Source organism: Micromonospora sp. NPDC048063, from assembly GCF_043202855.1.
Taxonomy (GTDB): domain Bacteria; phylum Actinomycetota; class Actinomycetes; order Mycobacteriales; family Micromonosporaceae; genus Micromonospora.
The window spans coordinates 44700-66357 of sequence record NZ_JBIDBG010000013.1 but is presented as its reverse complement, the minus strand read 5'-3'; the positions used below and the strand labels follow the sequence as shown (position 1 = coordinate 66357).

The following is a 21658-nucleotide window of genomic DNA, read 5'->3' as shown; positions in this document are numbered from 1 at the left end:
TGGTCGTGCAGCGAGGCGGTCCGGCGTGCCCGTGGCGTGCCCGATGCAGCGGTCAACACCGGCCTACAACGCGACGCCGACACCTTCAACATGAACGTTCCGTGATCGTCCGGTGGCCAACCCGGCTACTCGCGGTGTAGATCAACCTGATTCCCAAGCTGACAGTTCAAGTTGATCAGGTCACGCTCGCCGCGCTAGTTGGTTGGGTCGGACCCGGAATTGGGTGGTTCCGTCCTCAGCTTCTACGTGGTCCGGCACTGTGTTAACGATCAGGCTCTGATCCTCCTGCTGACCGACGACATAGCACCTCACGAACGCCGGCCGGGGGAGAGAAGCGCCAGGAGGGACGTCGTCATCGAAGAAGATCGGGACCTTGTCGACGAAGAACCACGTTCGTCCGTCGGCGTCGACCAGGCGCACACGGACCCACCCCGGCTGCCAGTCTTCGTCGACCCATGCGATCGCCTCGCAGCGCAGCAGCATGACGGAACTCATCACCGGGCTGATCCTGCCAGGTCGATCACCCTTGGTCGGCTCGCGGCTGCCTGGGGCACACAGGGGGCACGAGACACTGTCAAACGTTGTCGACCAGTGAGCAGCTCTGGCAACCTGCGACGCCGTGTGAGCAGGTGTCGAGTGCTGTTCCCGCTGGTGAACCAATCACGGCTCGCAGTTCCGCTTCAACCTCTGTAGTTGCTGTGACGGCAAGGGTCAGTGGCGACGGCTGGGCCAGGCGGCCCATGCCGCAGCTACGGCGCAGAGCATTAGGCAGACGAACAGACAGGTCAGCGCGCCGCAAAGTACCAGTGCAACCGCCCCGAGGCCCTCCACCGGCACATCGTAGGCGCTGCCACCGCCGTGCCGTAGCCATGTGATGCCGACAGCAGCGATGACAGCAACAGGGCCAGACAGACCGGGGCGAGGCCGAACAGCGAAGGATTGCCATCCGAGGTCAGAGACACGTGCGGACTGGGCTGGACGAGGCGCACAGAGCTTGTAAGCGAGGCGTCCGCGCCTCAGAGAGAGCGACCCCGGCTTACCGGGGAAGCGGGTTGGCGACGTAGACGCCCTTGCCCTGCCGGCCGTCGATCAGGCCCTCGGCCTTGAGCAGGAGCATGGCAGCGCGGATGACGGTGTTGCTGACCTTGTAGTGCTCGCAGAGGGCGGCGAACGAGGGCAGCTTGTCACCCGGCTTCAACTGGCCGGAGCTGACCTGCTCGCGGATATCTCGGGCGACCTGTAGGTAGGCAGCTTCAGACATAGGTGGTGCTCCCAGCTTGGCGGCTGGTGCAAGCAGACCACATCGCGGGCTCGACTTACAACGCTATGTGTCGTAGCTGTTGACCCTGCGCACATTGCGTCCTAAGTTGCTCGTGGGGCTACCCAGCTTGGCGGCCGGGTCGTCCTGCCGTGGGTGCCCTGTCTCCGGGAACGGCTGGCCGGGTGCCCACGGGACCCCAGCGTCGGCGGGAGGCGTGATGACCAGAGCGAACGATGCAACTGGTTCGACCGCAGGTGACGTGCGGGGTACCGGCTACCACCAGAGGCGGGACAACAGCCGGCGGCGCGTGTCCTACGACGAGTACGTCTTGGCGGCAGCGCTCACCCTCGCCCGACGACACCGGCCCGTCTGGTCCTGGCGGCACTGGCGGCGCATCTGCCGCTGCGGAAGCGACCTGCCGTGCCGAAGCCGTCATCCCATCCCGATCAACCGCGGCCACTGGCCGAGCCAGGATGCGCCGCGATGACGACGCACCTCCCGGTAACACCGGCTTGGACGTGCGGCGGGTGTGGTGCCGACTGGCCCTGTCAGACCCGGCGGCGGGAGCTGCGAGCGGAGTACGACCGCGCCCCGGTGTCACTGACCCTCTACCTGGCCGCCCAGCTCGTCGACGCCGCCCAGGACCTGGCCCACGTCCCCGCCGGCCATCTGCACCGCCGATTCCTCGGGTGGACCCGATGAGCATCCTTCGGCCCGGCGACGAGAAGTTCCACTACAGCGACGGCTCCCACAAGTGGATCCCGCCGGACCCGGACTACGACCAGGAGGTCTGGGACGAACAGGTCCGCCAGCACAAGCAAGGCCACCTCAGGAACGAGCAACCCAAGGTCCGTATCCAGCGCCTCATCTAACGCCAGCAGTACAGCAGCGAAGTACAGCAACCGTGCCAGCCGAACCGGACCGGGAGGCACGTCAGCAGGCCGGATGACCTCGGACGACACCAGATCCAACCGGCCCGCCGGCAGTTCGGGACGAAGAGGTCGTCGGTTCGAATCCGGCCACCCCGACCAGAGGTCAGAGGGCATGTCCGCTCAGCGGACATGCCCTCTGGTGCATTCGGCGACAGTGCTCCGATCCGGCTCGGGCGATGGCGCCTCGGCGGCACTCGGACGCGCTCAGTCGTGGCGTTCGGTGCGGGCGATCTCGGCGAACGCGGCGGTCAGGTAGCCGTCGAACGGCCGGCCGGTCGCGGCGAGCAGGTCGGCCACGAGCAGCGGGGCGTGCCGCGCCACGGCCGGCGGGTCGGGTGGGGATTCGTCGCCGTCCGGGTCGTAGACGCCCAGGGCACCCGCCAGCAGGACGAGCACCACGTGCGGGTCGACGTCGGGCCGCCACCGCGCCGCGCCCCGGACGCAGCGTTCGAGCACCTGCCGCACGTCGTCGCCGTCCAGGCCGTCCGGGTGGCCCTCCTCAAGCAGCAGCCGGACGACCGCGCCGAGGACCAGGCCGGACCGTTCGGCCACGGCGAGCCGGGCCACCGAGACGTCGTACGCCTCGGGGTCGCGTTCGCGCGCGGCGGCGACCGCGTCGGCGGCGGCGGTGGCGATCTCGCGGGCCGGTGCGGGCAGGTGTCGCCAGGTCGTGGTCATCCCGGCCAGCATCGCAGACGGGCCCGACAGCGAGCCGGCCCCGGCACGACGGCGCGGGCCGGTCGGCGCGGACGTGTCCTTGGTCACCGGACGGCGGCGGGCCGCGCGGGGCGGGTCGTAAACGGCTCGCCCGTCGTCGTACCCGGCGCACAGAATCGCGGCATGCTCAGTCGTGCCCTGCCCCGCCGTCCGGAAGCCCGGCGGATCCTCGTCGGCACCCTGCTGTCGGCGGTCGGGCGCGGCCTCACCCTGCCGTTCCTGTTCATCTACCTGACCGACGTCCGCGGCCTCACCGACGCCCGCGCCGGCCTGGTGATCGGCTGGTACGGCGCCGTCACCCTGGCCCTGTCACCGCTCGGCGGCACGCTCATCGACCGCTTCGGCGCGCGTCGGGTCGTCATACCGTGCCTGCTCGTCGAGGCGGTCGGCACCGGCTCGCTGGCGCTGGTCGACTCGACCGCCTCGGCCTTCGTGGTGATCACGCTGATCGCGATCGGCAGCTCGGCCATCTGGTCCGGGCAGAACACCATCCTCGCCTCGCTCACCGACGACGACGAGCGGCAGCGGGTCTACGGGCTGAACTTCGCCCTGCTCAACCTCGGCATCGGCATCGGCGGCCTGATCTCCGGCGCGATCGTCGACACCGCCCGCCCGGTCACCTTCCAGGCGATCTACGTGCTCGACGCGGTCAGCTACCTGATGCCCGCGCTGATCCTGCTGAGCCTGCCCCGGGTGGGCCACCGGCTCGCCGCCGGGCCGACCGGGGACCGTCCGTCGGCCGGCGGCTACCTCACCGTGCTGCGGGACCGGCCGTTCCGCCGGCTGGTCGTCTTCGGCCTGGTCCTGACCACCTGCGGGTACGCGCAGATCGAGGTGGGCTTCGCCGCGTACGCCGTGCGGGTGGTGGAGGTGACGCCGCGCGTGGTGGCCTGGGCGTTGGCCGGCAACACGGTGATGATCGTGCTCGCCCAGCTGTTGGTCATCCGCCGGATGGAGGGGCGCAGCCGGACGGGCGGGCTGGCCGTGGTGGGCGCCGTCTTCGCGACCGCCTGGCTGGTCCTCGGCGCCGCCGGCCAGGTCGGTCCGGGCAACGCGCTGCTCGCCGCCCTCGGCGTGGTGGCCTGTTCGGCCATCTTCGGCTTCGGCGAGACGCTGTTGTCGCCGGTGATGCCCGCGCTGACCAACGCGCTCGCCACGGACGAGCTGCGCGGGCGTTACAACGCCATGAGTTCGATGATCTTCGGCATCAGCGGGGTGATCGGCCCGGTGACGGCGGGTCCCCTGATCGGGGCGGCCGACGGCCGGATCTGGGTCGCGGTGGTGGTCGGCGGCTGCCTGGTGGCCTCGCTGCTCGCGCTCTCCCTGCGCCCGCTGCTCACGGCGGTCCAGGACGGCCGCGTGCCGGCTGCCCCGCCGGCCGCCGAGCCGGCCCCCGCCCACGTCTGACCGCCACGGGGCGCAGCGGAGACGGGCCCCGGAGCAGGTGCTCCGGGGCCCGTCGGGTGCGCACGTCGCCTCAGGCGGCGGGGACCTCCGCGGTGGTGCGGATGCGGTCCAGCGCCGGCGCCGAGACCGGGGACTCGGCGGTCAGGTACGCCACGAACGCGTCCAGGTCGATCATCCCGGTGGCCACGTTCTTGCCGCCGGTGAGGACGCTGAAGCCGTCGCCGCCGCCGGAGAGGAAGTTGTTCACCGTGACCCGGTAGGTGGCACCGGCGTCGACCGCCACGCCGCCGAAGCTGAGGCTGCCCCGGACCACCCGGGTGCCCGCGCACGGGTCCGCCACGGTGCCGGTGGTGCCGGCCGGGTCGACGACGTACCGGACGGTCGACGACGGGTAGAGCGTCCGGCCGGTGACGAACTGCTGCTCCAGCATGCAGTAGAGCTGCGCGCCGGTGAGGTCGAGCGTCACGAGGTTGTTGCCGAACGGCTGCACCGTGAAGGCCTCCTCGTAGGTGACCGGGCCGGCGTCGAGGTCGGCGCGTACACCACCGGGGTTCATGAAGGCGGCGACCGCGCCCTGCTCGTCGTCGGTGGCGGCGAGTTGCGCGTCGGCGATCAGGTTGCCCATCGGGGACTCACCCAGGGTCGTACCGAAGAGGGTCTCCTGGGTCTTCTTGATCGCCGTGGTGGTCTGGCCGACCTCGCGGCCGGCCACCGGGCCGAGCACGGTCTTGTAGCGGTTGATCAGGTCGGTCTGCGCCGGGTCCCTGTCGACGTCCCGGTTGACCACCACGTTCTCGGCCTTGGCGGTGATGACGTCACCGGTGCGCCGGTCGATGGCGAGGTCGATGTCGGTGACCAGGCGGCCGAAGGAGCTGGCGCTGGTGACCAGCTTGCCGTTGATGTCGCAGTTGTACGCCTGGTGGGTGTGGCCGCTGACGACGACGTCGATCGACGGGTCCATCCGGTTGGCGATGTCCACGATGGGGCCGGAGATGCCCTTGCAGTCGTTGATGCCGCCGGTGGCGTCCTGGGTGCCGCCCTCGTGCAGCAGCACGACGATGGTCTCGACGCCCTTGGCACGCAACTCGCGGGCGTACCGGTTGGCGGTCTGCGCCTCGTCGGCGAAGGTCAGGCCGGCGACGCCCTGCGGGCTGACGATCTGCGGGGTGCCCTCCAGCGTCATGCCGATGAAGCCGACCTTGACGCCCTGCACCTTGTGGATGGCGTACGGGGCGAGCAGCGGCTGGCCGGTGGCGGTCCTGAACGCGTTGGCCGACAGGTACTGGAACCCGGCGCCCTCGTACGGGGTGCCGTCGGCGCAGCCGTCGACGGGGTGGCAGCCGCCGTTCTGGATGCGCAGCAGCTCGTCGGCGCCCTCGTCGAACTCGTGGTTGCCGACGCTGGCGTAGTCGAGCCCGGCCAGCGACAGCGCCTCGATGGTCGGCTCGTCGTGGAACGCGGCGGAGAGCAGCGGGGAGGCGCCGATCAGGTCGCCGGCCGCCACGGTGATGGTGTTCTCCTCCTCGACGGCGCGCTTGCGCAGCTCGGCGAGCTGGGTGGCGAGGTATTCGGCCCCGCCGGCGGGCTGCCCGGCGATGGTGCCGTTGGTGGTGCCGGTCGGCGGTTCGAGGTTGCCGTGGAAGTCGTTGAGGGCGAGCAGCTTGACGGCGACCGGCTTCGGGCCGGCGTCCGCCTGGTCGGGGGTGGTCGTGACCGCGCCGAACGCGGTCACGGCGAGCGCGGTCAGGCCGATGGCGGCCCGACGCATCCCGGGGATGGACATGGAACTCCTCGTGAGAAGCCGGCGCGGGCGCCCGGGCGATGGTGACGCCGGTCGGGCCCGCGCCGTCGGCGGCGTTCGGTCGCGGTGGCGGCGGTGGGGGACCGCCGCCGCGTCGGGGACAGCCTCTCATCGCCGGTCGCCGCCGGTCGACCGGGGCGGGCCCCGCAGACCTGGGGATACGTCTCCGATCGGGGGACGTCTGGACGGGCGTTTCCGACATGCCGGGCCGGTGATGGCCGGTCGTCGCGGTTGTCGGTGGGCTGGTCTAGAAAGGACCGGACGGACGGCGTACGACGGGAAGGATGAGCGGATGAGCGGGGGCTTGGCGGTGGAGACGGTGCGGTCGGCCGACGGCACCCGGATCGCGTACGAGCGCGCGGGCGACGGGCCAGCGATCATCCTGGTCGGCGGCGCCTTCAACGACCGGTCGACCACCCGGGCGCTGGCCGGGGCGCTCGCGCCGGACTTCTCCGTCGTCGGCTACGACCGGCGCGGCCGGGGCGACAGCGGCGACACCGCGCCCTACGCGGTCGACCGGGAGATCGAGGACATCGCGGCGCTGGTCGCCGCGGTCGGCGGCACGGCGCACCTCTACGGCGTCTCGTCCGGCGCGATCCTCGCCGCGCTCGCCACGGCGCACGGGCTGCCGGTCGGCGGGCTCGCCCTGTTCGAGCCGCCGTTCCAGGTCGGCCCGCAGACCGGCCCCCGGCCGGACGTCTCGGCCCGGACGGCCGAGCTGATCGCCGCCGGCGACCGGGGCGGTGCGGTCGAGGCGTTCATGCTCCACGCGGTGGGGCTGCCCGCCGAGGCGGTGGCCGGGATGCGCGGCGAGCCGGTGTGGCCCCACCTGGAGTCGCTGGCGCACACCCTCCCGTACGACACGCTGATCAGCGCCGGCGGCGTGCCGCCGGTCGACCGCCTGGCCACGATCACCGTCCCCACCGTGGTGGTGGACAGCACGGGCAGCCCGCAGTGGTTGCGCGACGGTGCCCGCGCGGCGGCCGAGGCGATTCCGGGTGCCCGCCACGTCAGCCTCGACGGCGGCTACCACGAGGTGCCGGCCGAGGCGCTCGCCCCGGTGCTGCGCGACGTCCTTCTCCGCTGACGCCCGTCCGCCTCACCGACGGCAGCGGGATGCCGGCCGCTATTGACGGCCGCTGATACACCGGAGTGCGTGAGCGCCGGAGGAGGCAGGGTGTCGGAGGAGCAGAAGAACCGGGCCCTCGAGGCGGCCCTGGCGGACGCGGCGGCGATCCGGACGACGATCGAGCGCAAGGCCAACCACAACCAGGCGCTCGTCGGGGCGAACCTGACCGCGGTCGCGGCGGTCGCCGGCTTCGTCCTCTCGGAGAAGGCAGACCTCCGGATGTTCCTGCTCCTGCCGGTGCTCAGCACCGCCCTGGGGCTGAGCGTCGTCTCCCAGTACCGGGACATCCGCATCGCCGGTCACTACCTTGAGCAGGTGTTGCGCCCCGCCATCGCGCGCTACACCGGCGAGCCCAGCCTCTTCGGCTGGGAGGCCTTCTACTGGCGACGCAAGCACGACGGGCACGTGGCGCAGGCGCTCGCCATGGGGGTGATCTTCCCGGGGGTGTCCGCCCTCGCCCTGGCGGTCATGCTCCCCGGCATCCGCACGACCGCCGACAAGCTGGCCTGGGCCGTCGGAGCGGCCATGCTCCTGCTGCTGCTCGGCGCGTGGTCCAACCGGCTCCACGAGATGGTCCGCGCCCGTTGGGCCCGGTTCCGCCGCGCCTCTCCCCGCCGGGCGTCCGACGAAGCGGCCCTGTCCGGCGACGACGGCACCCGCACGCCGACGGCGGCCTGACCAGCCCCGAGGGCCCTGGTCCGCCGAGTTGTCCGGCCCGAGGGAGAGACGGTGCGCCGGCCAGCCCGGCACCCGGTCCGGCCCGGCGGTCAGCGCCCGGGGTCAGAATCCGCAGGTCTTGCCGGCGGCGTGGCTGACCTGCACCAGGTGGGTGACGCAGCCGCCCCGGGCGACCCGGTGCAGCAGGAAGCCGGTCGGCTCGGTGACCCAGCCGATCTGCTCGTCGGCGCTCATGGTGAGCGTGCTCTGCCGCCAGGTGCTGGGCGCGGTGGTGAGCACCGTGCCGGCGAAGGTCACCGTGACCGGGCGGTGGACGTGCCCGGCGACCACCCGGGCGACGTGCGGGTGCCGGGCGATCACCTCGGCCAGCGCGTCCCCGTCGGTCAGCCGGGTGTCGTCGGCGGCGGGGATGCCGACCGGCGCCGGCGGGTGGTGCAGGCAGACCACGGCCGGCACCTCCGGCCGGCCGGCCAGCACCCCGTCCAGCCAGCCGAGCTGGTCCTCGCCGAGGCAGCCGGCGCCGTCGCCGGCCGGCATCAGCGAATCCAGCACCACGATCGTCGCCTCGGGGTGGTCGACGTGGTAGTAGGCCGAGAAACCGCCGCCGAGCCACGGCGTGCCACCGAAGGTGTCGAGGAGCGACTCCCGGTCGTCGTGGTTGCCGGCGACCAGGTGCACCGGCAGCGGGAACCGGCCGATGATCTCGCGCAGCGCGGCGTACTCGTCGGGGCGGCCGTGGTCGACGAGGTCGCCGGTGATGACCACGCACTCCGGCCGGGGGTTCAGCGCCAACACCCGGCCGAGGGCACGGTGCAGGCCGACGGCCGGTTCGGCGGCGAGCACTCCGGTGGTCACGTGCGGATCACTGAGCTGGGCGATGAGCATCCGTGCCTCCACTCGACCGGGACCCTCACGCTATCGCCGCGAGCCCCGCCGCGCGGCCCGCCCGAACCCACAGGCCGTGTCCACAGGCTGTGGATAGCACATGTGTACGAAGGCCGTTGACGATCTTGCTCCCGGGCGGTACGACGCCTCGCTGAGTACCCTTGGTGCGGGCCCGCCCGCCGGCTGGCACCCCTCCCAACCTGGAACGACGTGCCCAGTGGATCACGAGCGAGTCATCCGTGACGTGACGGTCCGCCTCCCCATGGCGTCGACCGCCCTGGAGGCGTGCCAGTGGACCGTCACCGCGCTCGCCCGGTACGCGCCGGCCACCATCTCCGTCCTGCTCCAGGTGCACGACCGGCTCCGCTGCGTCGCGGCGACCGGCTCCTGGCAGGTCTTCTCGACCGTGCCGCCGAAGACCGGGATCGTCGGACGGGTGTACGCCTCCGGCGAGACCGCCGTGGTGCCCGACGTCGCCGACGACCCCGACTACATCCCGGTACACCCCGACGTCACCGCCGAGGTCTGCGTACCGGTGCTGGACCCGGCGGGGCGGCCGATCGGCGTGCTGGACCTCCAGTGGCGCGGGCCGGCCGACCTGGCCCGGTGGGGGGAGACCGCCGAGCGGCTGGCCGCCCGGCTCGGCGCCCGGATCGTGGCTCTCGGCGGGCCGCCCGCCGAGAGCCGCAGCGAGAAGCTGCTCCGGCACGCCACCGCGCTGACTTCCGCGTCGACGGAGTGGGACCTGTTCGCCGCCGCGATCGCCGCGGCCCGGGACGTCTCCACCCTCTCCGCCGCCGTGCTGGTGCTCGCCGGGCCGGAGGGGCCCCGGCTGGGCGCGCCCACGGCCACCCCCGGCGAGTTCGAGTCCCGGATCCGGGCGGAGCTGACCGAGGCGGGCCCCGCCGCGCTGGGCCGGATGATCAGCCGCGCCCACCACCACGGAGTGGGGTACACGCTCGGCGAGGCGGGGCACCCGCCGGTCCCCGACCACCGGCCGCTGTCCCGGGCCGGGGTGCGCACCCTGGTCGCGGTGCCGGTCGGCCCACCCGGCGACGGCGGGGTGCTGCTGGTCGCCGACGAGCGGCTGGTGCGCCCCGACCCGACCACCGTCAACCTGCTGGAGCTGCTCGCCGGCCAGGCATGGAGCTGCCTGGACCGGCTGCGTACCGTCGCCCGGCTGCGCGAGCAGGCCAACTCCGACCCGCTGACCGGGCTGCGCCACACCGGCCCGTTCGGCCGACGCATCGCCGTGGCCACCCCCGGTCGTACGGCCCTGCTGGCGATCGACGTGGACGGCTTCAAGAGCGTCAACGACACGTACGGCCACCAGGCCGGTGACCGGGTGCTGGTCCGGCTGGCCCGGGCCCTGGAGGGGGCGCTGCGGCACGGCGACGAGCTGTACCGGATCGGCGGCGACGAGTTCGTGGCGGTGATCGAGGTGAACCGCCCCGACGAGGCCGTCCGGATCGCCGAGCGTCTCACCGAGGCGGCGCGGCAGATCGGCCGCACGATCAGCGTGGGGGTGGCCCTGCCCCGCCCCGGCGAGCCCCCCGAACTCACCCTGCGCCGCGCCGACCAGGCGCTCTACGCGGTGAAGCGACACGGCCGCGACGGCGTCCGCCTGGCCGCCGCCTAACCCACCCCGCACCCGCACCCGCACCCGCACCCGCACCCGCGATCTTGCACTTTGTGCCGTCGTTATGCACCTCTAACCCCTTTTGTCGGGGCCAAAAGTGCAAGATCGCGGAGGGTCAGCGGCGGTGGGAGGGGGCGGTGAGGGTCAGGGGGGCAGGGGGTTAGCGGGGGGTTAGTTCCTTGGCGAGGAGTTCGGCGATCTGGGCGGTGTTGAGGGCCGCGCCCTTGCGCAGGTTGTCGCCGGTGACGAAGAAGTCGAGGGCGCGCGGGTCGTCGACGGCGCGGCGGATCCGGCCCACCCAGGACGGGTCGGTGCCGACCGCGTCGATCGGCATCGGGAACTCGCCGTCGCCCGGGTCGTCGACCAGGATCACCCCGGGGGCGTTGCGCAGCACCTCGCGGGCGCCCTCGGCGTCCACCTCGGTGGCGAAGACCGCGTGCACCGCGACGGAGTGGCCGGTCACCACCGGCACCCGTACGCAGGTGGCCGAGACCTTGAGGTCGGGCAGCCCGAGGATCTTGCGCGACTCGTTGCGCAGCTTCATCTCCTCGGACGACCAGCCCGCCTCGGCCAGCGAGCCCGCCCAGGGCACCACGTTGAGCGCCAGCGGCGCCGGGAACGGGCCCAACTCGTCGCCGACCGCCTGGCGTACGTCGCCGGGGCGCGAGCCGAGGGCCCGGTCACCGGCGATCTTGGTGAGCTGGGTGTGCAGGGTGTCCACGCCGGCCTGACCGGCGCCGGAGACCGCCTGGTAGGAGGCGAGCACCAGCTCGCGCAGCCCGTACTCGCGGTGCAGCGGGGCGACCGCGACGATCATCGCGAGGGTGGTGCAGTTGGCGTTGGCGATGATCCCCTTCGGCCGGTTGCGTACCTGCTCGGGGTTGATCTCCGGCACCACCAGCGGGACGTCGCGGTCCATCCGGAAGGCGCCGGAGTTGTCCACCGCGACGGCGCCCCGGCTCACCGCGACCGGGGCCCACCGCGCGGAGACGTCGTCCGGCACGTCGAACATCGCCACGTCGACGCCGTCGAACGCCTCCGGGGTCAGTGCCCGGACGGTCAGCTCCTCGCCCCGGCAGCGCACCCGCCGCCCGGCCGAGCGCTCGGAGGCGAGCAGCCGGATCTCTCCCCAGACGTTCTTCCGCCCGGTGAGCAGCTCGCACATCACGGTGCCGACGGCACCGGTCGCTCCGACCACGGCCAGGGTGGGCAGCGACGGCACGGGGGCTACCGCCCCGTCCCCGCGTAGACGACGGCCTCGGTGTCGCCGCCGAGGTCGAACGCCTCGTGGATGGCGCGTACGGCGGCGTCCAGGTCGGTGTCGCGGCAGACCACGGAGACCCGGATCTCCGAGGTGGAGATCATCTCGATGTTCACGCCGGCCGCGCCGAGGGCGGCGAAGAAGCCGGCCGCGACGCCGGGGTGCGAGCGCATGCCCGCCCCGATCAGCGACACCTTGCCGACGTGGTCGTCGTAGAGCAGGCCCTTGAACTTGACCGACTCCTGGATCTTGCTGAGCGCGGCCATGGCCGTCGGGCCGTCGGTCTTGGGCAGGGTGAAGGAGATGTCCGTGCGCCCGGTGCCCTCGGTGGAGACGTTCTGCACGATCATGTCGATGTTGATCTCGGCACCGGCCACGGTGTCGAAGATCCGCGCGGCGGCGCCCGGCTCGTCGGGCACCCCCACGATCGTGATCTTGGCTTCGCTGCGGTCGTGGGCGACCCCGGTGATCAGTGCTTGCTCCACAGGAAGGTCCTCCATCGATCCGGTGACCATCGTGCCGGTGTTGGTCGAGTATGACGAACGGACGTGGATCGGCAAGCCCGCCCGGCGGGCGTACTCCACGCTGCGCAGGTGCAGGACCTTGGCGCCGCAGGCGGCCAGCTCCAGCATCTCCTCGTAGGTGATCTGCTTGATGTGCCGCGCGTCGGGGACGATCCGCGGGTCGGCGCTGAAGATGCCGTCGACGTCGGTGTAGATCTCGCAGACGTCCGCGTGCAGGGCGGCGGCCAGCGCCACGGCGGTGGTGTCGGAACCGCCCCGGCCCAGCGTCGTGACGTCCTTGGTGTCCTGGGAGACGCCCTGGAAGCCGGCCACGATCACCACCGCGCCCTCGTCGAGCGCGCCCTTGAGCCGGCCCGGCGTGACGTCGATGATCCGCGCCCGCCCGTGCACCGACGTGGTGATCACGCCGGCCTGCGAACCGGTGAACGAGCGGGCCTCGTACCCCAGGTTGTGGATGGCCATGGCGAGCAGCGCCATGGAGATCCGCTCCCCGGCCGTGAGCAGCATGTCCAGCTCGCGGCCCGGCGGCAGCGGGCTGACCTGGTTGGCCAGGTCGAGCAGCTCGTCGGTGGTGTCCCCCATGGCGGAGACCACCACCACGACGTCGTCGCCGGCCTTGCGCGCGGCGACGATGCGCTCGGCCACGCGCTTGATCCGCTCGGCGTTGGCGACGGAGGACCCGCCGTACTTCTGCACCACGAGTGCCACGACGGTGCACTCCCTCCCAGCGACGACCCTGAGCGTGCCGACGCCGCCGGTCGGGGCCGGCGGCGCGTGTCAGACGCCTTCAGGGTATCGGTCGACCGGCTCGGTCGGGTCAGGTGATCCCACGATCCGGCCCGGCCGACGCGGGGGCGTGGCGCGCGACACGCCGGGCGGACGGGGCGGCAGGGGTCCCCGCGCGGCGTTCCCGGGCCGCAGAATGACCCGGTGCACGCCCACCTGAGTCCGGCCGGCCCCCACGGGCGCGATCGCCAGTCCGCCCGGGCCGGGAAGGCCGCCGCCGAGGAGGCCCGGGCCCCCGTCGCCGGCCTCCGCACGCCGGCGCGGCCGGCCCGACGCCTCGCCGGCCCGCTCGCGCTCGCCCTGCCGGCGCTCCTCGTCGCCTGCACCGCCGACGAGCCGGTCACGCCACCGCCCGCCACATCGGCGCCCGTCCCGGCGGGAATGGACGCGGCGCGCGACGCGCTGGCCGCGCTGGCCGCGGCGGCGCAGGACCGGCACCTGGTCGCCGGCTACACGCTGCGCAGCCCGGACGCCCCGGACCGCACGATCATGGTGACCAGCGCGAACGACGGCACCTGGCGGGTCGACGTCCCGGGCGGGGCGCTCGGCGGCACCGCGGACGTCTCGCTCGCCGCCACCGCCGACGGGCTGTTCCAGTGCGCCCTGCCGTCCGCCGCGCGGCCCGAGCCGGCGAACTGCGTACGCCTCGGCGACCGGGACGACGCGGTGCCCCGCCGGCTGGACCCCCGGGTGCAGCACCCGTTCACCGACTGGCTGGACGTGCTGACCGACCGGCGGGCCCCGCTCGCCGTGTCACCCGCCCAGCCCCTGCCCGGGGCGTCGGGTACGTGCTATTCGGTGGAGACCACCTCGGCCTCGATCAACGCCCCGCTGGACGTCGGCATCTACTGCTACGGCCCCGACGGCACGCCCACCGCGGTGCGCACGGCGTTCGGCACGCTCACCCTGGCCGGGCCGCCCGGGCCGGCCCCGGCGACCGTGCAGCTCGCCGGTCCCGTGGTGGACGGCGAGCCGCTCGGCACGGCGGCGCCGGAGCCGGAGCCGACCGACAGTCCGAGCGCGGGAACGCTCTGACCCAGCCGCACGTTACGGGTGCTTTTCGCCACATTCGGACATACCACCCTTAGCTTCCGAACCGCCCGTACGGGACACTCGTCGCATGGTCGACCTCACCCCGCTGCTCGCGTTCCGCTGGAGCCCCCGGTCCTTCGACCCGACGGCGGAGCTGGCCGCCGACCACGCGTCGGCGCTGATCGAGGCGGCCCGCTGGGCGCCCTCGGCCGGCAACGTCCAGCCGTGGCGGTTCGCCCTCGGGCACCGCGACGACGAGATGTTCAAGCGGATCCTGGTGAACCTGCCGGAGCCGGACCAGCGGTGGGCCCAGCGCGCCTCCGCCCTGCTGCTGGGCACCCACCTGACCGGGGCCGCCGGGCACCTCTACGACCTGGGTCAGGCCATCGCCCACCTCACCGTGCAGGCCACGGCGCTCGGCCTGCACGTGCGCCAACTGCGCGGCCTGGACCGCGCCGGCCTGGCCGCCGACCTCGACCTGCCGGACGGCGTACGGCCGCACGTGGTGGTGGCCGTCGGGCAGCTCGGCGACCCGCTCAGCCTGCCCGCCGACCTGCTCGGATCGGAGACCGGCCTGCGTCGCCGCCTCCCTCTGGCCGAGATCGTGCTGACCAGCGGGAATGCGAAGTACGTCTCATAGTCCGGACCGTCCTTCCCGCGACTCGTCCCACCACGTAGGGTTACCTGGTCATGTGGCGGGCGTACCTCCTCCTTGGTCGCCGCGACGAGGCCTGAAGGCCGGCACCTCGTCGCGGAGTCGAACCGCGCCGTCCAGCACATCCGAACTTCCCATCGGCACCGCCCGGGCACCGTCGCCCCGGCACCTGGCCGACACCTTCCGATTGCTGACGCCACATGTTCAAGGGGAGCACTTCGTCATGGCTCAACCCGTCACCGACGCGGAGACCGATCCGTTCGCCCGGCAGCGCCCCAGCGGGATGCCGTACCACCGCTACCAGCCCTACCAGCAGCAGTTCCGCATCGACCTGCCGGACCGCACCTGGCCGACCCGACACGTCGAGACCGCGCCGCGCTGGTGCGCGGTGGACCTGCGCGACGGCAACCAGGCGCTCATCGACCCGATGTCGCCGGAGCGCAAGCGGCGGATGTTCCAGCTCCTGGTGCAGATGGGCTACAAGGAGATCGAGGTCGGCTTCCCCTCGGCCAGCCAGACCGACTACGACTTCGTCCGGCAGCTGATCGAGCAGGACCTGATCCCGTCCGACGTCACCATCCAGGTGCTCACCCAGTGCCGGGAGCACCTGATCGACCGCACCTTCGAGTCGCTGCGCGGCGCACGGCGCGCGATCGTGCACTTCTACAACTCGACCTCCACGCTCCAGCGCCGGGTGGTCTTCGGGCTGGACCGCGACGGCATCGCGGACATCGCCACCCAGGGCGCGCGGCTCTGCCAGAAGTACGCGGAGATCCACACCCCGGACACCGACATCCACTACGAGTACTCGCCGGAGTCGTACACCGGCACGGAGCTGGAGTACGCGCTGGAGGTCTGCGCCAAGGTCATCGAGGTGGTCGACCCGACGCCGGACCGGAAGCTGATCGTCAACCTGCCCGCCACCGTCGAGATGGCGATGCCGAACGTCTACGCCGACTCGATCGAGTGGATGCACCGGCACCTGCCCCGGCGGGACAGCCTGGTGTTGAGCCTGCACCCGCACAACGACCGGGGCACCGGCGTGGCCGCCGCCGAGCTGGGCCTGCTGGCCGGCGCGGACCGGGTCGAGGGCTGCCTGTTCGGCAACGGCGAGCGCACCGGCAACGTCGACCTGGTGACGCTGGGCCTGAACCTGTTCTCCCAGGGCATCGACCCGATGATCGACTTCTCGCACATCGACGAGGTGAAGCGGGCCGTCGAGTACTGCAACCAGCTCCCGGTGCACGAGCGCCACCCGTACGCGGGCGACCTGGTCTACACCGCCTTCTCCGGCTCCCACCAGGATGCGATCAAGAAGGGCTTCGACGCCCTGACCGCGGACGCGGCGGCGGCCGGGGTGCCCGTCGACAACTTCACCTGGGCGGTGCCCTACCTGCCAGTCGACCCGAAGGACCTGGGCCGCACCTACGAGGCGGTCATCCGGGTCAACTCGCAGTCCGGCAAGGGCGGCGTCGCGTACATCATGAAGAGCGAGCACCAGCTCGACCTGCCGCGCCGGCTCCAGATCGAGTTCTCCGGCGTGGTCCAGCAGGTCACCGACCACGACGGCGGCGAGGTCGACCCGGGCACGATGTGGGAGATCTTCGCGGGGCACTACCTGCTCGACCACCAGGCCGACCCGGCGCTCACCCTGGACGGCTACGCCATCGGCACCCCCGAGGGCAAGGTCGAGATCGAGGCCCGCGTCGGCCTGGGCGGCGAGGCCCACTCGCTGACCGCGGTCGGCAACGGCCCGATCGACGCGTACGTCAACGCGCTCCAGTCGGTGGGCGCGGCGGTGCGGGTGCTCGACTACCACGAGCACGCGCTCTCCTCCGGCGGGGACGCGCAGGCCGCCGCGTACGTGGAGTGCGAGGTCGACGGTCGTACGGTCTGGGGCGTAGGCACCGACGCCAACATCGTCACCGCCTCGATCAAGGCCGTGACGAGCGCCGTCAACCGCGCCCGCGCCTGAGGTGTAAGGAAGGGCACCCTGTTAACGCCTGGTGCATAGCAGGGGGCCCTTCCTAACGCCGCGGGCGGTGGATGAGCAGGGCGGCCAACGCCGCGCCGGCCAGCAGCAGGCCGGCGCACCAGAGCATCGCGTCCCGGTAGGCGCCGGTCAGCTCGCCCGCCTGCTCGTAGCCGGTGCCGGAGAGCCCGACCAGCAGCGGGAGCGCGGCCACCGCCAGCAGTCCGCCGGCCCGGGACGCGGCGTTGTTGAAGCCGCTCGCCACGCCGGCGAACCGGTCGTCGACCGCCGCCAGCACCGACGCGGTCAGCGGCGCCACCACCAGGGTCAGCCCGACCCCGAAGAGCCCCACCCCGGGCAGCACGTCCCGCCAGTACGACGCGTCCGGGTCGACGCCCCGCAGCAGCACCAGCCCGGCGGCGGCGACCACCGGCCCGACGGTCAGCGGCAGCCGTGGCCCGATCCGCGCCGACAGCGCGCCGGCCCGCGCCGAGCCGACCAGCAGCAGCACCGTCATCGGCAGCAACGCGACTCCGGTGAGCAGCGCCGACCAGCCGACCACGTTCTGCAGGTAGACGGCGAGGAAGAAGGTGAAGCCGCCGAGCGCCGCGTAGACCAGCACGGTGAAGACGTTCAGCACGGAGAAGAGTTGGCTGCTGAACAGCCCGGTGGGCAGCATCGCGGTGTCGCCCCGGCGCCGCTCGACGAGCACGAAGGCCACCGCGCCGGCCACCCCGAGCAGCGCCGCGACCAGCACCGGCGCCGAGTCGAAGCCGCGCGCCGGGGCGTCGATCAGCGCGTACGTGATGCCGGCCAGGGCGAGCGCGCCGAGCAGCGCGCCGGCCACGTCGAAGCGGCGGCGCCGGCCGGCCGCCCGGGTGCGGGAGGTGGCCTCGTCCCGGCTCTCCGGCACCCAGCGCAGCGCGGCGAGCACCACCAGCACGGCCAGCGGCAGGTTGAGGAAGAAGATCCACCGCCAGGAGAGCGCGTCGATCAGCCAGCCGCCGATGAACGGGCCGAGCGCGGTGGAGACGCCGGACAGCCCCGACCAGGCGCCGATCGCCCGCCCCCGGTCGTCGGGGTGGAAGCTGGCCTGGAGCACCGACAGCGAACCCGGGGTCAGCAGCGCGCCGCCGGCGCCCTGGAGGAAGCGGGCCGCGATCAGCCACTCCGTGCCCTGGGCCAGGCCGCAGAGCAGCGAGGCGGCGGTGAACCAGACCACTCCGAGCAGGAATACCCGCCGCCGGCCGAAGCGGTCGCCGAGCGCGCCGCCGAGCAGGACGAAGGCGGCGAGCATCAACAGGTATCCATTGACCGTCCACTGGAGACCGGCGACGGTGGCCTCGAGTTCCGCGCCGAGCCGGGGCAGCGCCACATTGACCACCGTGGCGTCCAGAAAGACCATGCCGGAGGCGAGGACGGCGGCGAGCAGGGTGCCCCGACCGTGGGCGGTGCCCAGCCGGAGCGCGGGCGGGGAGTCGGTCATCGCCTCCAATCTTCCCCGCACCATATGAGAGACGCCACGAAACGCCGAAACCATGCCCGGGTACTGTGCGGGATCGCCGGGAGCCCGCAAGCTGGAGAGGTGTCGTCTGTGCGTACCAGATCAGGACCGCGCGTCGCGGTGACGGCCGCGCTGGCCGCGGCGCTGGCGCTCGGCGCGGCCGGCTGCGTCCCCGTCGACGAGCCGGACACCCCGCCGAGCAGCAGCAGCGGCGGCAACGCCGCGCAGAAGCTGGCCCAGCTCAGCGTCGCCGGCGCGGGGTCGATGAAGGGCTACAGCCGGGAGCGTTTCCCGCACTGGCGGGACACCGGCAAGAACTGCGACGTGCGGGACAGCGTGCTGAAGCGCGACGGGGAGGACATCGAGCTCTCCGGCTGCAACGTGGTCGGCGGCCGGTGGGAGAGCGTGTACGACGACCGCGCCCTGACCGATCCGTCCGACGTGGACATCGACCACATGGTGCCGCTGGCGAACGCGTGGCGCTCCGGCGCCGACGAGTGGGACGACGCCAAGCGCGGCGACTTCGCCAACGACATGGACCGACCGCAGCTCATCGCGGTTTCCAAGAACTCCAACCGGGCAAAGGGTGATCAGGACCCGTCCCAGTGGAAACCGGCGAACCGGTCGTTCTGGTGCCAGTACGCCGAGAACTGGGTGACGGTCAAGCACCACTGGCGGCTCACGGTGACCACCGCCGAGAAGGCCGCCCTGACCGACATGTTGGAGGGCTGCACATGGGCGAACAAGCCGTGACCGGGGCCGGGGCGACTCCCGCTCCCGAGCAGATGCCGGACTCCGGCGGGGAGGACGCGGCCGCGGCCGCCGGCAGCGCGCCCGCGGGGCCGACCACGGCCGGCATGACGGCGGACGGGACGGCCGCCATGCAGACCGCGGTGCCGGGGGCGGGCATGGCCGCCGACGCCGGCGGCGCGTCGGCCGCCGCCCAGGAACGCACCGCCGACCTCGTGCCCGGCCCGGGCGGGGTGATGACCGACGAGGTCGGCGTGGTCACCGGCGAGCTGACCCTGCGCACCGGCTACGCCGACGGCCAGGTCACGCTGTCGGTGCAGTACAAGGACGCCGACGAGTGGTACACGGTCACCGGTGGCAGGGTCGCGCTGGCTGATCCGGCCGGGTTGGACGCGGTGCACGGCATCGCCGTCGCCCTGCTGCACCGCCCCGAGGGCTGACCACCGGCCGGACGCGGCCCCTCGGCGGGACCGCGTCCGCCGCGGGTCAGACGTACGAGCCGGGCTCGCTGGGGGCGGAGACGGCGTGCGGCTCCTCGCCCTCGCCCATCGGGCGGGTGATCTGCACGCTGACCTTGTGCGGGCGCAGCTCGCCGCTGGCGATCCGCTCCGCGAAGTGGCAGGCGACCCGGCTCCCGCCGATCTCCCGCAGCACCGGCCGCTCGTCGGCGCAGCGGGTCGGCTGCGCCCACGGGCAGCGGGTGTGGAACCGGCAGCCCGCCGGCGGGTTGGCCGGCGAGGGCAGGTCGCCGGCGAGCAGGATGCGCTCCCGCCGGTCCTCCACGTCCGGGTCCGGCACCGGCACCGCCGACATCAGCGCCCGCGTGTAGGGGTGCAGCGGTTCCGTGTAGAGCCGGTCGCTCGGCGCCTCCTCGACCAGCGCGCCGAGGTACATCACGCCGACCGTGTCGGAGATGTGCCGCACCACGGCGAGGTCGTGCGCGATCACCAGGTAGGTCAGGCCGAGGCTGTCCTGGAGCTCGTCGAGCAGGTTCACCACCTGGGCCTGGATCGACACGTCGAGCGCGGAGACCGGCTCGTCGGCGACGATCAGGTCGGGCCCGAGCACCAGCGCCCGGGCGATGCCGATGCGCTGCCGCTGGCCGCCCGAGAACTCGTGCGGGTAGCGGGAGAGCGCCCAGCGGGGCAGGCCGACCTTGTCCAGCGTCTCGCTGATGATCCGCCGCCGCTCGTCGCGGTTGCCGCCGATGCCGTGGGTCTGCAATCCCTCGGTGAGGATCGACTCGACGTTCTGCCGGGGGTCCAGGCTCGACATCGGATCCTGGAAGATCATCTGCATCCGGCGGCGCATCGCCCGCAGCTTGCCCGCCGGCAGCTTCGTCAGTTCGACGCCGTCGAAGGCGACCTCGCCGCCGGTGGGCGGGGTGAGCTGGAGCAGCGCCCGGCCGAGCGTCGACTTGCCGCACCCGGACTCGCCCACCAGGCCGTACGTCCGGCCGCGCGCGATGCGCAGGTCGACCCCGTCGACCGCCTTCACGTGCCCGACCGTCCGGTCGAGGATCACTCCCCGCCGGATCGGGAAGTGCACCTTCAGGTCGCGGACCTCGACGAGGATGTCGCTCTCGGTCACGGCTTCTCCTCCTCGCGCGGGGCGGGCACCGGGCCCGCGGTCGCCTCCGCCGCCGGAGCGTCCGCCGCCGGGGTGGTGGCGGCGGCCCGCGGGGGCACGGTGCCGGGCAGCGGCGCCGGGTTGACGCAACGGTAGCTGCGCCCGTCGTGGGCGTGCACCAGCGCGGGCGGCTCCCCCACGCACTCGTCGACCCGCCGGGCGCAGCGCGGCGCGAAGGCACAGCCGTCCGGCCAGGGCAGCACGTCGCGGACCGAGCCGGGGATCGGGTTCAGTCGCTCCCCGCGTCCGGCGTCCAGGCGGGGCACCGAGCCGAGCAACCCCACGGTGTACGGGTGCCGGGGCTCGCGAAACAGCGGACGACGGCGGGCCGTCTCCACCACCCGGCCGGCGTAGAGCACGTTGATGGTGTCGCACATGCCGGCCACCACGCCCAGGTCATGCGTGATCATGACGAGCGCGGTGCCGGAGTCGCGGACCAACTCCTTGAGCAGCTCCAGGATCTGCGCCTGAATGGTGACGTCCAGCGCCGTGGTCGGCTCGTCGGCGATCAGCAGCCGGGGCTTGCAGGCCACCGCCATCGCGATGAGGGCGCGCTGCCGCATGCCGCCGGAGAGCTGGTGCGGGTATTCCTTCAACCGCCGCCTCGGGTCGGGGATGCCGACCCGGTCCAGCAGCGCCGCCGCCTCCTTCTCGGCCGCCGCCCCCCTCATCCCCCGGTGCCGCGCGAGCACCTCGGTCACCTGCAACCCGATCGGGATGACCGGGTTCAGGGAGGACAGCGGATCCTGGAAGATCATCGCGACGTCCCGGCCGCGGATGTCCCGCCGGGACCGGTCGTCGAGCTGGAGCAGGTCGGTGCCGTCGAAGACCGCCTTGCCGCCGACGCGCAGGCCCGGCTGCTTGGGCAGCAGGCCCATGATCGCCAGCGACGTCACGCTCTTGCCGCAGCCGGACTCACCGACCAGGCCGACCACCTCGCCGGCGTCGACGGAGAACGAGACACCGTCCACGGCGTGCACGGTGCGCTGACCGCGCCGGGCGAAGGTGACGGCGAGGTCGTCCACTTCGAGCAGGGACATTACCGACCCTCCGTCCGCGACTGCGGGGCTCGCAACTCTTCACACAGCCGACGTAC

At 72.8% G+C, this 21658-nt stretch carries 20 protein-coding genes; 10 read left to right on the top strand and 10 right to left on the bottom strand.

Translation table 11 applies throughout. From position 1 onward, the window contains the following. Nucleotides 1–180: 180 nt before the first annotated feature. Nucleotides 181–498, bottom strand: coding sequence for a hypothetical protein (locus ACGFZ2_RS26455; RefSeq protein ID WP_393457920.1), 318 nt, complete (start codon nucleotides 496–498; stop codon nucleotides 181–183). Between the two features lie 538 nt (nucleotides 499–1036). Next, on the bottom strand, nucleotides 1037–1261 hold the full coding sequence (locus ACGFZ2_RS26450; protein WP_091269831.1) for a winged helix-turn-helix domain-containing protein: 225 nt from the start codon (nucleotides 1259–1261) through the stop codon (nucleotides 1037–1039). Between the two features lie 698 nt (nucleotides 1262–1959). Between ACGFZ2_RS26450 and ACGFZ2_RS26445 the strand changes: the two genes are divergently transcribed. Next, entirely contained in the window at nucleotides 1960–2133 is a 174-nt protein-coding gene (locus ACGFZ2_RS26445; protein ID WP_393457917.1) for a hypothetical protein, read from the top strand. A gap of 264 nt (nucleotides 2134–2397) precedes the next feature. On the opposite strand, the gene ACGFZ2_RS26440 is transcribed toward ACGFZ2_RS26445, so the two are convergent. Next, nucleotides 2398–2871, bottom strand: a complete 474-nt coding sequence (locus tag ACGFZ2_RS26440; protein ID WP_393457914.1) for a hypothetical protein — start codon at nucleotides 2869–2871, stop codon at nucleotides 2398–2400. A gap of 162 nt (nucleotides 2872–3033) precedes the next feature. On the opposite strand from ACGFZ2_RS26440, the gene ACGFZ2_RS26435 reads away from it, so the two are divergent. Next, the gene (locus ACGFZ2_RS26435; RefSeq protein ID WP_393457911.1) at nucleotides 3034–4317 is read left to right on the top strand and encodes an MFS transporter; all 1284 of its coding nucleotides are present in this window, start codon (nucleotides 3034–3036) and stop codon (nucleotides 4315–4317) included. 70 nt (nucleotides 4318–4387) lie between these two features. Here the strand turns inward: ACGFZ2_RS26435 and ACGFZ2_RS26430 are convergent, their stop codons facing one another. After that, nucleotides 4388–6100 carry a bifunctional metallophosphatase/5'-nucleotidase gene (locus tag ACGFZ2_RS26430; RefSeq protein WP_393457908.1) on the bottom strand — a complete coding sequence of 571 codons (1713 nt, stop codon included), beginning with the start codon at nucleotides 6098–6100 and terminating at the stop codon, nucleotides 4388–4390. A 310-nt stretch (nucleotides 6101–6410) separates the two neighbouring features. Here ACGFZ2_RS26430 and ACGFZ2_RS26425 point away from each other — a divergent pair, with 310 nt between their 5' ends. Together ACGFZ2_RS26425 and ACGFZ2_RS26420 are read left to right on the top strand one after the other, a co-directional pair. Beyond that, nucleotides 6411–7205, top strand: a complete 795-nt coding sequence (locus ACGFZ2_RS26425) for an alpha/beta fold hydrolase (RefSeq protein WP_393457905.1) — start codon at nucleotides 6411–6413, stop codon at nucleotides 7203–7205. 90 nt (nucleotides 7206–7295) lie between these two features. Further along, nucleotides 7296–7925, top strand: a complete 630-nt coding sequence (locus ACGFZ2_RS26420) for a hypothetical protein (RefSeq protein WP_393457902.1) — start codon at nucleotides 7296–7298, stop codon at nucleotides 7923–7925. 102 nt (nucleotides 7926–8027) lie between these two features. On the opposite strand, the gene ACGFZ2_RS26415 is transcribed toward ACGFZ2_RS26420, so the two are convergent. Beyond that, nucleotides 8028–8810 carry a phosphodiesterase gene (locus tag ACGFZ2_RS26415; RefSeq protein ID WP_393457899.1) on the bottom strand — a complete coding sequence of 261 codons (783 nt, stop codon included), beginning with the start codon at nucleotides 8808–8810 and terminating at the stop codon, nucleotides 8028–8030. A 217-nt stretch (nucleotides 8811–9027) separates the two neighbouring features. Here ACGFZ2_RS26415 and ACGFZ2_RS26410 point away from each other — a divergent pair, with 217 nt between their 5' ends. Further along, on the top strand, nucleotides 9028–10449 hold the full coding sequence (locus ACGFZ2_RS26410; RefSeq protein ID WP_393457896.1) for a diguanylate cyclase: 1422 nt from the start codon (nucleotides 9028–9030) through the stop codon (nucleotides 10447–10449). A 160-nt stretch (nucleotides 10450–10609) separates the two neighbouring features. On the opposite strand, the gene ACGFZ2_RS26405 is transcribed toward ACGFZ2_RS26410, so the two are convergent. After that, a complete protein-coding gene (locus tag ACGFZ2_RS26405) occupies nucleotides 10610–11671 on the bottom strand; it encodes an aspartate-semialdehyde dehydrogenase (RefSeq protein ID WP_393268490.1) in 1062 nt (353 codons plus the stop codon). 5 nt (nucleotides 11672–11676) lie between these two features. Continuing rightward, entirely contained in the window at nucleotides 11677–12942 is a 1266-nt protein-coding gene (locus tag ACGFZ2_RS26400; RefSeq protein WP_357696047.1) for an aspartate kinase, read from the bottom strand. Between the two features lie 222 nt (nucleotides 12943–13164). On the opposite strand from ACGFZ2_RS26400, the gene ACGFZ2_RS26395 reads away from it, so the two are divergent. From ACGFZ2_RS26395 to leuA, 3 genes are all read left to right on the top strand, one after another. Next, nucleotides 13165–14055 (top strand): hypothetical protein, encoded by an 891-nt coding sequence (locus ACGFZ2_RS26395; protein WP_393457893.1) that lies wholly within the window; start codon nucleotides 13165–13167, stop codon nucleotides 14053–14055. Between the two features lie 85 nt (nucleotides 14056–14140). Continuing rightward, nucleotides 14141–14692, top strand: coding sequence for a nitroreductase family protein (locus ACGFZ2_RS26390; RefSeq protein ID WP_393457890.1), 552 nt, complete (start codon nucleotides 14141–14143; stop codon nucleotides 14690–14692). A gap of 238 nt (nucleotides 14693–14930) precedes the next feature. Further along, nucleotides 14931–16682 carry a 2-isopropylmalate synthase gene (leuA, locus tag ACGFZ2_RS26385; protein WP_393457887.1) on the top strand — a complete coding sequence of 584 codons (1752 nt, stop codon included), beginning with the start codon at nucleotides 14931–14933 and terminating at the stop codon, nucleotides 16680–16682. 52 nt (nucleotides 16683–16734) lie between these two features. Here the strand turns inward: leuA and ACGFZ2_RS26380 are convergent, their stop codons facing one another. Next, the gene (locus ACGFZ2_RS26380) at nucleotides 16735–18165 is read right to left on the bottom strand and encodes an MFS transporter (RefSeq protein ID WP_393457884.1); all 1431 of its coding nucleotides are present in this window, start codon (nucleotides 18163–18165) and stop codon (nucleotides 16735–16737) included. A 108-nt stretch (nucleotides 18166–18273) separates the two neighbouring features. Here ACGFZ2_RS26380 and ACGFZ2_RS26375 point away from each other — a divergent pair, with 108 nt between their 5' ends. Both ACGFZ2_RS26375 and ACGFZ2_RS26370 read left to right on the top strand, forming a co-directional pair. Continuing rightward, complete coding sequence (locus ACGFZ2_RS26375; RefSeq protein ID WP_393268500.1) at nucleotides 18274–18936, top strand: HNH endonuclease family protein; 663 nt, start codon at nucleotides 18274–18276, stop codon at nucleotides 18934–18936. Beyond that, nucleotides 18918–19373 (top strand): hypothetical protein, encoded by a 456-nt coding sequence (locus tag ACGFZ2_RS26370; protein WP_393457881.1) that lies wholly within the window; start codon nucleotides 18918–18920, stop codon nucleotides 19371–19373. The genes ACGFZ2_RS26375 and ACGFZ2_RS26370 overlap by 19 nt, the downstream gene beginning before the upstream one ends. 46 nt (nucleotides 19374–19419) lie before the next feature. Here ACGFZ2_RS26370 and ACGFZ2_RS26365 read toward each other — a convergent pair whose 3' ends face one another. Further along, nucleotides 19420–20523: an ABC transporter ATP-binding protein gene (locus tag ACGFZ2_RS26365; RefSeq protein WP_393457878.1), complete on the bottom strand. Its 1104-nt coding sequence runs from the start codon at nucleotides 20521–20523 to the stop codon at nucleotides 19420–19422. Then, the gene (locus tag ACGFZ2_RS26360; RefSeq protein ID WP_393457875.1) at nucleotides 20520–21602 is read right to left on the bottom strand and encodes an ABC transporter ATP-binding protein; all 1083 of its coding nucleotides are present in this window, start codon (nucleotides 21600–21602) and stop codon (nucleotides 20520–20522) included. Before ACGFZ2_RS26360 ends, ACGFZ2_RS26365 begins: the two co-directional genes overlap by 4 nt. Nucleotides 21603–21658 lie beyond the last annotated feature (56 nt).

Coding starts and splice junctions, on each gene's coding strand:
- ACGFZ2_RS26380 (WP_393457884.1), bottom strand. CDS start 18,165: ATGACCGACTCCCCGCCCGCGCTCCGGCTGGGCACCGCCCACGGTCGG.
- leuA (WP_393457887.1), top strand. CDS start 14,931: ATGGCTCAACCCGTCACCGACGCGGAGACCGATCCGTTCGCCCGGCAG.
- ACGFZ2_RS26430 (WP_393457908.1), bottom strand. CDS start 6,100: ATGTCCATCCCCGGGATGCGTCGGGCCGCCATCGGCCTGACCGCGCTC.
- ACGFZ2_RS26390 (WP_393457890.1), top strand. CDS start 14,141: ATGGTCGACCTCACCCCGCTGCTCGCGTTCCGCTGGAGCCCCCGGTCC.
- ACGFZ2_RS26360 (WP_393457875.1), bottom strand. CDS start 21,602: ATGTCCCTGCTCGAAGTGGACGACCTCGCCGTCACCTTCGCCCGGCGC.
- ACGFZ2_RS26440 (WP_393457914.1), bottom strand. CDS start 2,871: ATGACCACGACCTGGCGACACCTGCCCGCACCGGCCCGCGAGATCGCC.
- ACGFZ2_RS26370 (WP_393457881.1), top strand. CDS start 18,918: ATGGGCGAACAAGCCGTGACCGGGGCCGGGGCGACTCCCGCTCCCGAG.
- ACGFZ2_RS26415 (WP_393457899.1), bottom strand. CDS start 8,810: ATGCTCATCGCCCAGCTCAGTGATCCGCACGTGACCACCGGAGTGCTC.
- ACGFZ2_RS26445 (WP_393457917.1), top strand. CDS start 1,960: ATGAGCATCCTTCGGCCCGGCGACGAGAAGTTCCACTACAGCGACGGC.
- ACGFZ2_RS26425 (WP_393457905.1), top strand. CDS start 6,411: ATGAGCGGGGGCTTGGCGGTGGAGACGGTGCGGTCGGCCGACGGCACC.
- ACGFZ2_RS26450 (WP_091269831.1), bottom strand. CDS start 1,261: ATGTCTGAAGCTGCCTACCTACAGGTCGCCCGAGATATCCGCGAGCAG.
- ACGFZ2_RS26435 (WP_393457911.1), top strand. CDS start 3,034: ATGCTCAGTCGTGCCCTGCCCCGCCGTCCGGAAGCCCGGCGGATCCTC.